The sequence below is a fragment of the Alicyclobacillus sp. SO9 genome, assembly GCF_016406125.1.
In the GTDB taxonomy this organism is placed as follows: Bacteria; Bacillota; Bacilli; order Alicyclobacillales; family Alicyclobacillaceae; genus SO9.
The window spans coordinates 3,260,793-3,272,401 of the sequence record NZ_CP066339.1; the positions used below are offsets into that span (position 1 = coordinate 3,260,793).

Annotated in this window: 11 protein-coding genes; 1 reads left to right on the forward strand and 10 read right to left on the reverse strand. The window is 49.4% G+C overall.

Annotated elements, in window-relative coordinates; translation table 11 throughout:
- Positions 1 to 747: 747 nt before the first annotated feature.
- The 5 genes from holA to GI364_RS15350 form a co-directional block, all read right to left on the reverse strand.
- Entirely contained in the window at positions 748 to 1,785 is a 1,038-nt protein-coding gene (holA, locus tag GI364_RS15330; RefSeq protein WP_198850125.1) for a DNA polymerase III subunit delta, read from the reverse strand.
- A gap of 282 nt (positions 1,786 to 2,067) precedes the next feature.
- On the reverse strand, positions 2,068 to 3,249 hold the full coding sequence (locus GI364_RS15335; protein ID WP_198850126.1) for an NAD(P)/FAD-dependent oxidoreductase: 1,182 nt from the start codon (positions 3,247 to 3,249) through the stop codon (positions 2,068 to 2,070).
- 165 nt (positions 3,250 to 3,414) lie between these two features.
- Positions 3,415 to 5,106, reverse strand: a complete 1,692-nt coding sequence (locus tag GI364_RS15340; RefSeq protein WP_198850127.1) for a ComEC/Rec2 family competence protein — start codon at positions 5,104 to 5,106, stop codon at positions 3,415 to 3,417.
- 113 nt (positions 5,107 to 5,219) lie between these two features.
- Entirely contained in the window at positions 5,220 to 6,338 is a 1,119-nt protein-coding gene (locus tag GI364_RS15345; RefSeq protein ID WP_198850128.1) for a transglutaminase domain-containing protein, read from the reverse strand.
- A 294-nt stretch (positions 6,339 to 6,632) separates the two neighbouring features.
- Complete coding sequence (locus GI364_RS15350; protein ID WP_198850129.1) at positions 6,633 to 7,418, reverse strand: ComEA family DNA-binding protein; 786 nt, start codon at positions 7,416 to 7,418, stop codon at positions 6,633 to 6,635.
- A gap of 336 nt (positions 7,419 to 7,754) precedes the next feature.
- Here GI364_RS15350 and mntR point away from each other — a divergent pair, with 336 nt between their 5' ends.
- Positions 7,755 to 8,156 (forward strand): transcriptional regulator MntR, encoded by a 402-nt coding sequence (gene mntR / locus GI364_RS15355; protein WP_198854051.1) that lies wholly within the window; start codon positions 7,755 to 7,757, stop codon positions 8,154 to 8,156.
- A gap of 166 nt (positions 8,157 to 8,322) precedes the next feature.
- Here the strand turns inward: mntR and GI364_RS15360 are convergent, their stop codons facing one another.
- The 5 genes from GI364_RS15360 to GI364_RS15380 form a co-directional block, all read right to left on the reverse strand.
- Complete coding sequence (locus GI364_RS15360; RefSeq protein ID WP_198850130.1) at positions 8,323 to 9,069, reverse strand: class I SAM-dependent DNA methyltransferase; 747 nt, start codon at positions 9,067 to 9,069, stop codon at positions 8,323 to 8,325.
- Complete coding sequence (gene rsfS / locus GI364_RS15365) at positions 9,066 to 9,413, reverse strand: ribosome silencing factor (RefSeq protein WP_198850131.1); 348 nt, start codon at positions 9,411 to 9,413, stop codon at positions 9,066 to 9,068. Before rsfS ends, GI364_RS15360 begins: the two co-directional genes overlap by 4 nt.
- Positions 9,414 to 9,481: 68 nt before the next feature.
- On the reverse strand, positions 9,482 to 10,057 hold the full coding sequence (gene yqeK, locus GI364_RS15370; protein WP_198850132.1) for a bis(5'-nucleosyl)-tetraphosphatase (symmetrical) YqeK: 576 nt from the start codon (positions 10,055 to 10,057) through the stop codon (positions 9,482 to 9,484).
- On the reverse strand, positions 10,047 to 10,685 hold the full coding sequence (nadD, locus tag GI364_RS15375; RefSeq protein WP_198850133.1) for a nicotinate (nicotinamide) nucleotide adenylyltransferase: 639 nt from the start codon (positions 10,683 to 10,685) through the stop codon (positions 10,047 to 10,049). The genes yqeK and nadD overlap by 11 nt, the downstream gene beginning before the upstream one ends.
- A 60-nt stretch (positions 10,686 to 10,745) precedes the next feature.
- Complete coding sequence (locus tag GI364_RS15380; RefSeq protein ID WP_198850134.1) at positions 10,746 to 11,597, reverse strand: shikimate dehydrogenase family protein; 852 nt, start codon at positions 11,595 to 11,597, stop codon at positions 10,746 to 10,748.
- Positions 11,598 to 11,609 lie beyond the last annotated feature (12 nt).

Sequence of the window (11,609 nt, forward strand, 5' to 3'; positions counted from 1 at the left end):
CGGGACGGTTCAACCGCCGATTGTACTAGGTACTGGGGCCTTCGAGAGTGCTGCCGCTTTAGCTGGCCGGCGCACTGGCACCTTTGGACCGACACCTTTGGACCCCTGGCGCAAGTTAAGCTCCTTAGACGAGCTTATTCATTCCAAGGGTTTGCCTAGGGCACAAATAGGCACTCCACAAGCGCTTATTTGCTGCTTTGCAGCCGAAATCCAACGAAAATCCCAGATTAAGCTCTTCTGAAGTGCTTATATGGCACAGAGCAGCGGAAAATTGTCAAATAAGCTCTTCTCGGATGCTTATTCTCCTCAATCCTCATGCTATTTCAACGTTTGGGTCCGCGCGAACCTGGCGCCAACCGCGCCAACCGTCGAGTTGCCGCTTTTGGACCGACTCCTTTGGACCGCTGGCTCAAGTTAAGCTCCTTAGACGAGCTTATTCATTCCAGGAATTTGCCTAGGGCACAAATAGACACTCCACAAGCGCTTATTTGCTGTTTTGCAGCCGAAATCCAACGAAAATCCCAGATTAAGCTCTTCTGAAGTGCTTATATGGCACAGAGCAGCGGAAAATTGTCAAATAAGCTCTTCTCGAATGCTTATTCTCATCAATCCTCAATCCTCAATCCTCAATCCTCAATCCTCAATCCTCAATCCTCAATCGCCCTCGCACACCTGCGCCCCCGCACCAATCCATACCCACCGCTGCGCCGTCTCTGCAGGCCTATCCGTCAGACTCATTCAGCCCTCTCATGAAACAGAAGCACCAAAGTTGCCTTCTTTGGCACCTCCGCAGCGCAAGACAATCCAGTCAATCGCCTGATCCAAAGCCTGCCGACCGCTTTTCACCATAAACTCGGTATCAGCGATCACACATAACAGGTCTTCAATCCTCGAAATCGACAGGTTTTTTGCTTGTTCTGCCGCCATTTTGACCGAGTACGGATGTGCCCCAACTCGGCGAGCAACATCTCGTTGACTTTCACCCTTCGCTAAATATACTTTGGCAAACCACATTAATCTAAGCTGTCTTGCCAACAACGAAAACAAAGCAAACCCATCATACCCGCTAATCTCGATTTCCCTTAATGCCTGAAATGACAAAGACAGTTTTCCAGCAATGACACCTTCAATCCAACGAAAAACATTATCCTCAAGCGGCACAGGCGTAATTTCTGCCACGTCCCGTAACTGAATGACACCATCGGTGTAAGACGAGAGTTTTTCAATTTCTCGCTCAGCCTGCGTCACTGACTCTGTTCTTCGCCACAATTCACCGAGAGCTTCTCTGTCGGCCCTCAATCCGTGTTCTCGTACAAGAGCAGACAAGAATTTAGAGGCTTCATTCGCTTTCGGCGTATTACAGTTAATTACAGGGAACTTTTTTAGAGCCTTGACGGCTTTTTTGCGTTCGTCCAACTTTTCAGCAAGACAGGTAATGACAAGAGTGTGTTCAGGCACCGGACTTTCGAGGTACTTTTCCAACGCCGTCAAATCGTGTTTTCCTCTTGCACCTGCAGTTAGTCCCACACAGTTATCCAGTACAATCAGCGATTCCTGTGAGAAAAGAGATACGGTTTGACATTCTGCTAGGGCAGCGTCAACTCCAGTCTCTTCATAGTAGAAACGGTGTATATCGATGGAAGTGCCACCTGTTTGCTTCTCAAGTTGACTCTGCAACTGCTTCACAAACCTATGAATCAAGCTGAGTTCCGTGCCAACCAAGGTATATACTGCATGCTGCGGATTCTCCGCCATTGACTCCATCGCATAATTCCATTCGATCACGTTTGCACCGCCCCTAACCACTCAGTATACCAACCGCAGCACTGCTCCAACTGGGAACTCTGCAAAATGCCTCTATTGCGCAGCTCATAAAAACAGTGCAACGCCTCCCACTCAGTATACCAGTCGTAACACCGATACCAAATGGGAGGCGCTGCAAACCGCATCAAATTTCGTTCAGTCGTTCAGTCGTTCAGTCGTTCAGTCACGTACGAGTACACACGCGCCGCAAACACCTTTTGGGCAGACAACAGCAGCGCTCGCTTAGTAGATAAAAGCGGGGTGCTAGTGACTTACTATTTGTCCTGTTTTCTCTGCAGCCAGACGAGCGCCGCCGAGTTCCCACAGGTATTTGACCTTTGTAGCTTCTTTTGCCAGGCCTGCGACCATGCCGCGTACCGGAAGCCCTGCTACATTTCCTACGCCAACCTCACGTCCAATGGACGCCAGCGTTCCTTTGAGACTTCCGTGAAATGGTTTCATTTCCTTATCGTGTATAGCTGAAATCAAATTATCTCCAATAAATTTACCCATCTGTGTAGCAATCTGAGCTGTTGGAGGGAAGGAATTGCCGTCTTCTGTTTCAAACCAAGCAGTGTCTCCTCCAATAAATACATGACTGTCATCCACAGATCGCAGATATTTATCTACCTTTGCACGACCGCGTCGGTCAACGGTAAAACCAGCCTCTCGCAACAAAGGATTTGCCTGCACACCACCGGTCCAGATAATCGTCTTAGCGTGGACTACATCTCCGCCTTCGAGATGAACCTCATTCTCTTCCACTTTGACAATCTTGGTATTTGTACGGAGTGTTGCTCCCTTTTCCCGAAGTACTTCTGCTGCATTTTCACGCAGCGACTCAGATACTTGCGGGAGGATGGTCGGCATCGCCTCAATATTTTGAAGGTCCACCTTGGATGCATCAATACCGTATTTTACGCACAGTTCAGGAATCCAGTCGAGCAATTCTCCAGCCAGTTCTACTCCGGTTAAGCCCGCACCACCAATGGCGATACGCAACCGCTCTTCGTCACCGTCTTCCATATACGTCTGAAACTGTTCTTCTATATGCCTGCGAATGTGGATTGCTGAATCCACGTTGGTGAGAACCATGCTGTGTTGATCCAAGCCTTCGATGCCAAAATAAGCAGGCACCCAGCCCAAGCTAATAATGAGCCATTCGTAGTCAAAGTCACCTTGTGTCGTGTGCACAGTCTTTTTGTCCCTGTCAATACCCGTTACTTCTGCAATTTCGAGTTCCGACGACGGCTCTTTCAGCAGTTCATCCAATGAGACGGTATAGTCCATCGGGGTTCCGCGTCCGCCTGCCGCTTCGTGTAACAATGTTGTGAAATAGTGATACTGATACTTGTTAATGAGAGTGAACGGTTCTGAATTTCTGTCTAATCGGGTCGCGGCCATGATCCCTGCATAACCTGCTCCCAAAACCAATGTTTTTGCCATTGTAGACTCTCCCTCTCCAACGGTTTGTCCAGTGTGATTCGGCGTGTTGTCTCTAACGTACGCCCAACCTCACTTTGCAATCCACCATCTTGGTGCCAATTGATGGTCCAATCGGTGTCTTCGATCCCTCATCAATAAATTATACCACTTTTCACGATCTACGCTTCACATATTCGTGTAGTCCAATATCTTTTTCGCAAGGTACGCAGTACCGAATATCACAATATAATATGACAAAACGTCAACAAACGGTAGTGGACTGGTTTTGTAGAGTGCTTCAGGAAAGCTGCCCATAAACTTGGTCTCAGTCAGCAGCAAGTGCAACAGGTGAATTACAAAATTAGAAAGTGTCATCGCGATGAGATGAAGGGCCTGCCCACCAATGAGGTTTGCCGTCGCTGCGCCTAACATAAGGAATGCAGTCGAAGGCAATAACAAAGTCACCAGAGGCTCTGCTAACAAATTGGAGACCACTGACAATGGCGTTAGCTGCTGAAACCAATATAACAACAAAGGAAGCAAATAGATTTCTACAAAAATGGACGTCTTGAGAACTTCCACAATGCGCATCAATGCCGTGAAGACCACTCTCACGATGAGGCTGCGTTGGGCAAATGGGGATCGCCTGATACTTCGGTTGCCTGGATACATTGAAGTCATCGCTGTCTGAACTGCGGCGGTTGCCGCAAACGACAATACGGAAGCGGGATCCAACAGCGTGCCCGGATTTACAACGGACATGACAATACCAGCAAACAACAACCCATTCCATGACGAGGAGACTCTGCCCGCTGCAGTGCCCAATGAGCGATAAGAGGACATGATAGCGGCTCTAACGATGGAAGCGTCAAGACCGCACATCCAGGCAAACACCCAGACAAATGCTACAGATGAAACCAACAGCGTGCGAGTATTTACCCGAAGGATTCGTTGCTGACGCAACGGCCATACTGCGATATGAAAAAACCACTCCATAATAAACACATTGGCACCGCTGGCCGCGAGCACATGCAGTAGACCGGATCGCAGAAACGACTGTTTGGTCTGAAAATCCAAAGGCGCATTTGTGTCACCAAACACTATACTTAACAAAAGTCCTTTGTCGCTGGTATTGATGTTCCCGACTTTACCCATGGTGTAACTGATATACGATAACACTGCATCTCTGGCACTCTGTGTGGCGGAGCAGGTCTGAAGTGTCCGACCTTCAAACTCGTACTGAATCCCCAATTGATGAAGTACGGTTCGAACAGGACGTCCAGTTGAAGACTTTTTCGGCGGCAAATTGAGTACGCCGGCAAGAAGAACTTGGCTACCTTTCGCGATGGTCGTTGAAGCACCCCCGTGCATCCATTCTGCCTGAAAGTGAACACGAAAAAACTTCGATTCAGTGACTGGGGAAATTTTACTTACTTCCAGAACTATCTGCTGCCCATGTGAAAGCGGCTTCGTCCGAATAACGGTCGCAACTAGATGAACCGCGGACCCCAGCGGATACGGTGTCAGTGTCGGGTCGGTTCTTTGCCGCACAGCTCCAATCCACGTCCCGGATGCAACAAGTATGAGCATTAATACGCCGCTTCCTAGAACTCGCTTGAAAAAATGGGTCGGTTCACGGTAGTCACGGTGTTCGCGTGCACTCGTATGACTGCCTCCATTCAGACCTCCATTCAGACCTCCATTCAGACCTCCGTTCAGACCTCCGTTCAGATTCAGGTCCGCGTCTTGGCCATCCGACTGGGCATCACGATGAGACTCATGGTAGTTCGCCTTACTGAACTGCTGATGCGCGTTTGTGCCGCTTTTAGCAGTCCTGTTCCTGTAGTACCGTGCCGCCGGAATGGCAATGAAGAACATTAGAAGTGTGCACGTAGAAATTAGCACTGCGGGGAATTTTTGCTGAAGATAAAAACCACATTCTATGGTAACAATAAGAAGGCCTGCGAAGGCTCTCCATCGCAGGCTCCTTGTCAGCTCTTGCGCTCCGAAATGACGATTGTTCGCTGAGTCTGATGCGTTCGACTAAAGTGCGGCGGATCAAACCACTTGTCTTGGACTGCTCCCCAAGTTGTGTCAACCGGTATCCAGCCCTTCTGTTTACCCAAATACACCTGGTTCCAGGCATGGGGGCCATTTTCCGATGGCGTGCCGCCAATCCCTTCCACAATAGCTACTTTCAACCCCACAGAGTGGGCCATCTCCGCATACAACAGCGCATAGTCGGAACACACGCCTTTGCCTGTATGGAGCGTCTGAAGTGGGGTCTGAGCATCCCATTTGTGCTTGTTGACGTAGTCGTAATACTTTTTCCAATTGTAACTGACATGATGGATTTCCCATTCGTACAAGGCATAAGCCTTCGATCTCGGTGTTTTATCGTTAGCAGTTATCTTTTTCGCCAGTTGTGATATAGGTTTTGGTACAACCAACAGCCCTTGTTCCTTGCCGCCGTTGATGGACGGTACAGCCACAAGATTAATGTTGTCCGTCAGCGGTTTGAGAGCACCGTTGGCAAGTACCGGCAGTTCCTTGTTTAACAGCGGATTTAGCCACGGTTTATAGACAGTCTGTTTTAAATACTGGTATGGCTTCGAGTTTTGAACCGCCTTTGTCACGGCTGGTATCGAAAAGTATTGAACTACAACGTATACCAGCGCACCCAGGACGAGCACCCGCGCAATCCCCATAGCGCCCCCGAGAACGGCGCCTAAGGACTTACTTCTGCCAATCACGGCAGGAATCAATCTGGCCGTCAATGTCGGGAAGATACGCAGCAGACTTTGAATAATGGTTGATACAACAAAGTACAACAGAACGAAGACAATCAAATGAGCAATGTTCGGTGCCTGCTGCCACGACTGCACAAGTTGTGCCAGCCAGTGCGGAAGCTGCTTCGCTTTGGCATGCAAAACCGTTTGGCCTAATTTATCACTTGCCCACCATGCCGCGAGAATGGCCGTCAGACCAGCAACAATCGATACAAGCTGTGCTACCACATAGCCTGCTTCTGCCGCAAACCCGCGGCGCAGCCCATGTACAATCGGCCACAACACCAAAACAATTGCTACTAGTGAAAACCAGTCAAACATGGAAGTATCTCCTTCCCGAATACACCCTCGATGTTATGGCTTTAGACCTATTATACTGACTCGCCGCCTTGAGTCGAAGGAAGAAAATGCTACTTTCCACAGGGAGGAAATGTTGCTTCCGAATTCGACCCAAAGTACAGCAGCGATACAGTCGCCGTTATAGTTAATTCGTAAACGCTGTGCAAATTACGTCGCAAAGCCTAATGCGGCCTCAAAAGATAGACAAAGAACTCTTTCATCCGGACTTGTTAGGAGTTCGCTATTACTTGTTTGTTAGTATGGGTTGTTTTTATCTTACTTGTTACTGACGAGCAAATAGGATTTCACATGGGAAAATATCTGCGGCCCAATGCCGTGTACTTGCTGCAGGTCTTGCACTCGATGAAACGGCCCATGTTGTTGCCGGAAGTCGACAATAGCCTTAGCTCTGCCCGGGCCAATCCCGGGCAAGGTCTCCAGTGTAGCAGTGTCTGCAGTATTGAGGTCAATGGTGCCGTGCACAGAAGTCGCAGAAGAGGGAGAACTCGAACCGTTGGAATCCCCGAGACCCTTACCCTGAACATGGGTAACACTCCCACCGTCGCCAGTAGTGCTGGGACTCTTGTTCTTGTGTGCCCCATAATCAGATATACTGTTCCCATCTCCCGAGTGGACCGCACTTGGGATCACAATTTCCTGACCGTCGTCAACAGACGCTGCCAAATTCACAAGATTTGCATCCTCTGTATGCATAAACCCGCCTGCTGCCTTGACAGCGTCCTCGACTCTAGAGGTTTGAGCAAGATGATAAACACCTGGTTTATGTACGTCTCCATGAATATCCACCACGATGGATAGGCCTTTGGTTGCAGGCCCCTTGGCAGGCAGATTGGAAGATGACGCTGTTGAGTGAGATGAAGCAGTAGAGGAAGGTGTCGCTTTAGGGTGAAGTGTGAGAGCGGATCGTACAGCAAAGCCTGCGGCAAACATGACAGCGCCCGTGATAATTAGTATCATCGCCAGGCTCCGGTGTTTACGGCCACTTTCGCCTTCCAGCACTTGTCCTTCCCACTGTATGTCCAGTTCCTGCGGCTCTTCCATAGAGGACCCTCCAATGGCTCCGAGTGTACTTTACCAACTTCAATATTCGCTTTCGAGACGCCCTGTTCCTGTTGTCCATACATACTTTGGTTTACCGTTTTGGAGAAGGAAAAAATGGGCTGACCAGAGAAGAAGAGGGTACAAATGACGAAGCTTCAGTCCATCTGAAGACATGTGAGCGATGGATCAAAAGCCCAAACTTTCAATCTCAAGCCGATGCTCATTCATACTGGAATAAAAGCGGAAATCATTGTCAAAACCATTGTCATTCAAAGGCGCACATTGTAAGATAGAGAAGCACTTTATCGGAGGTTATGCGGATTGTTAACGCCCAGTATGGAAGACTATTTGGAGAAAATATACGAACTAATGCAGGAAAAAGGGTATGCGCGTGTGTCCGACATTGCGTCATCTCTTGAAGTGCAGCCATCCTCTGTTACAAAAATGCTGCAAAAATTAGATGAAAACCAATATGTGACGTATGAGAAATACCGCGGCATTTTGTTAACGCACCGCGGACAAAGAATGGGAAAACTGATGAAGCAACGGCACTTGATGCTGGCGGAGTTCCTGCGGTTGTTAGGGGTAGAAGAAGACATCATACAGCATGACGTGGAAGGGATTGAACACCATGTCAGCCCGACCACGCTGGAGTCCCTGCAATCTCTGGTGCTCTTCTTTGAAGAGCACGACGACTGCCGAAAAGTGTTTCAAAAGTTTCAGCAGGAACGAAACTAGAGAACCACGAAACTAGAGAACCAAACCGCTATTCAAATTTACAAATTTATGAATTGACAACGAAGAACAAACTGCGAAATGGAAAAAGTCAAAAATCTGCGAAGACGGGGACCTAGCCCGCTGATATTGGTGATACTTGCAGACTGCCGTGCAAACCTGATGGATTTCACCCCGCTGAATCAAGAGGCTTCCTGGCTGAAAACACCATTCTGTTGGAACCTTCCAAGCTTGTCTCACCAAAGTCCCCCTGAAGGTACCACACCTCAAATCCTGTTTGTTCAAGCCACGCGGTAATATCAGAGGCTCGATAATACTGTTGCTGATGTGTTTCTTCAAATCTCTCATACAGCCCATTCTCAGTTTCGATGAACGCATGCAGTTCATAAAATATCTTATCTTCCGGTTCAACCCTGGTTTCAAACAAGATGGCTTCGTTTTCTCGAAAGTCGTATGACAGGCCGTTCTTCAGGTGCTCCAGACGTCCTGCTCCGATGACATCGAAGGCAACTGCCCCGCCAGGCTTCAGGCTCCTCCAGAAGTTTGAGAGCGCACACTTCACATCATTGCCGGTCAGCAAATAATTGAGTGCATCGCAAGTCGAGACAAGCAGGTCTACTGGCTGCGGTAATCTCAGAAATCTCGCATCCTGACAGAACCACTGGACTTTCCTGCGTTCCTCAAGTGCCCGTTCGGCTGCCACTCCCAGCATGTAGTCAGACGGTTCAACCCCAAAGACATTAGGGGAATGGGACGCCAACTGTCTCGTTAACGTCCCTGTACCACATCCGACATCCGCAATTTGCATCGATGCCAGGTTTGGAAACTGACGCAGCAGCCACTTCAGCCACTGGTCATACGGAGCATCCTGCATAAAGTCTTCGTAAATGAGGGCGAACTTCTCATAACTGTTCATGAAACAGAATAGGGTACTTCCACCGCATCTCCCCACAGCCGTTCCAAGTTGTAAAATTCCCGCTCTTCTCGACGAAACACATGCACCACAACATCGCCAAAGTCCATCAGAACCCATCGAGCCTCTGCCAGTCCTTCCGTTGCATGACAGGGTGTACCGGCCGCCTCCATTTTTTCGCGTACGGCTTTGCTTACAGCCTCTACTTGTGTGCCGGAGTTCGCTGAACAGATGACAAAGCAATCTGCAACCGGGGTTAAGTGATGAACGTCGAGAATGATGATGTTTTGTGCCTTTTTATCGTCTGCGGCACCCGCCGCTTCCTTTGCCAGTTCCTGAGATGTCAATGCCTACAATCCCTCCTGAGTATGCATAATGCTTCAATTTCAACTATTTGCGGGCTTCTTGCTCCTCATTAATCATCATACCCATTTTCAACTTGCCGCCACAAATCGTTTCGGGTTGTTACTGTCAGCGGAAGGATAATTCGATGCTCCTCCAGCAAGAATCGAATCACTGAGTCGAAGCTCTCAGCCAAAGCACGGTTAATATCCCTAGTTGCTAAGTCTCTGATTTTTGGAACGTCAGGAAAGTCTCTTCCCGGCTCAATGGCATCAGCAAGACAAACGACTTTCTCTAAAAGTGACATTCCCGCTCGACCTGTCGTATGGTACTTGACGGCATTAGCCGTATCTTCGTCTTTTAAACCAAAGCGATGCTGCAACATATAGGCAGCAATCGGGCCGTGCAGCAACGTTGGAACCTGTGAAAACCCTTGTGGAACATCAATTTTTCGAGCAAAGTCCTGTGCCCTGTCAACCGACCATTCTCTGGCGATATCGTGAATCCACCCGGCTGTTTTTGCTTTCTCTGGATCTGCCCCAAAGCGTACAGCGAGGGCTTCGGCTGTCTCTGCAACACCGCGGGTGTGTGCGAATCGCTGCACACTCAATTCATCCTTGACCGCGTCTATAATGTCTTCAAGTATCATCGCCCGCAGTCTCTCCTTTACGCGAAAGCTGTGTCCTCCTCCACACTTCGAGTACCCTTTCCGGGACCAGACCGCACAGAGACAACCCCTGTTCCGTCCGATCGCGAAGCCACGTCGAGGAGACGTCCAAAATAGGCATCTCCAAAGCCCGAGCGCGTAAGTGAGGCAGCTCTCGCCGTGCCGCGGCGTAGGTTTCGTGAAACGGGAACCCTTGCCGAACAGCTACCAGAAAATCAATTGCTTGCGTCAACTGCGCTGCCCTCTCCCAAGTACTCAGCGCTGCCAAGCTGTCGGATCCGATCAAAAACTCAAAATATGTATTCGGCTTCTTGTGTTGAAAGGTCTGCACAGTATCCACGGTGTAGGACGGTTCAGGCAAGTCCCTTTCAACACTTGATACAACGAAGTTTTCATTGTCTGCCACTAGCGTTTTCACCATGTTTACGCGCACGTCATAGTCAACGGCTGTTGAATCCTTGTGCGGCGGAACCCAGGCTGGAACAAACCACACTTCATCCGCTCCGGACTGTTCCAACGCAAGTGTCGCCATAGATAAGTGGCCGACGTGAGGCGGATCGAAGGTGCCGCCGAACAAGATAACATGCGATTGACAGTCTTTTTGCAACACTCGCATCAACCTCGCAGTGCTGTACATGAAAAGAAGGTTTCGTCCAAGTATATCACAGGGCTACACCTCATCATCCAAAAATGATTTTGCAGCCGCCATCATGACATCTGCAGGCGCAGGGGATCTGAGCCAGTACTCCAAGGCTGCAGCCCCCTGACCAACCAACATATGCAATCCGTCCACGGTCTGGGCCCCCATTTTTTCAGCCTGTTGGAGAAAGCGCGTTTTCCGTGGACGATAAACCGCATCCTGTACTACCTGTCCCGAGTGAAATGCTTGTGTCCCATCGGGCAAAACAGATTGATGGCTATTCGGCCACATCCCTACCGACGTCGCATTGACAACCAGTGACGATTGCGCTACCCACCGCTCTCGGTCATCCCAAGATTTTGGAGTGACTTCAATTGTCTTGCAAAAATCTTGTGACAGTGCCTGTGCAGACTGCGGATTTCGCGCCAACACATAGACCTTAACCTGAGGCTGATGAATACTTAATGCAGCTAAAACAGCCCTGGCTGCTCCGCCTGAGCCAAATAACACGACTTCCGAAATCGGGTCTTGCAGATGGGGATGCACACTCTGCCACCAGCCCTCTACATCCGTATTATGGCCGATGCGAACATTGGAGTCTGTCTCGAAGCGGATGGTGTTGACCGCCTTAGCCAGCGCGGCGGCTTGAGAGACTTCAGAAACGCTTTTCCAAGCCGCCTGCTTATGTGGAATGGTTACATTAACACCTACTGCACCAAGCGCCGCCAGACCGTTTAGACCCACTTCAAATCTGTCCGGTGCCAAGGGGAACGGGAGGTAAACTGCATCTAATTGAAGCGCTTTAAAAGCCGCTGCCATCATTACAGGAGAGGCAGAATGCCCAACCGGCCATCCAAGCAACCCGAATAATTTTGGTGCCATCCGCTTCACCTC

Bases quoted from the DNA above. Each gene is read 5' to 3' on its own strand.
- GI364_RS15335 (WP_198850126.1), bottom strand. From the start codon at position 3,249: ATGGCAAAAACATTGGTTTTGGGAGCAGGTTATGCAGGGATCATGGCC.
- GI364_RS15340 (WP_198850127.1), bottom strand. From the start codon at position 5,106: ATGTTCTTCATTGCCATTCCGGCGGCACGGTACTACAGGAACAGGACT.
- GI364_RS15345 (WP_198850128.1), bottom strand. From the start codon at position 6,338: ATGTTTGACTGGTTTTCACTAGTAGCAATTGTTTTGGTGTTGTGGCCG.
- GI364_RS15350 (WP_198850129.1), bottom strand. From the start codon at position 7,418: ATGGAAGAGCCGCAGGAACTGGACATACAGTGGGAAGGACAAGTGCTG.
- mntR (WP_198854051.1), top strand. From the start codon at position 7,755: ATGGAAGACTATTTGGAGAAAATATACGAACTAATGCAGGAAAAAGGG.
- GI364_RS15360 (WP_198850130.1), bottom strand. From the start codon at position 9,069: ATGAACAGTTATGAGAAGTTCGCCCTCATTTACGAAGACTTTATGCAG.
- yqeK (WP_198850132.1), bottom strand. From the start codon at position 10,057: ATGATACTTGAAGACATTATAGACGCGGTCAAGGATGAATTGAGTGTG.
- GI364_RS15380 (WP_198850134.1), bottom strand. From the start codon at position 11,597: ATGGCACCAAAATTATTCGGGTTGCTTGGATGGCCGGTTGGGCATTCT.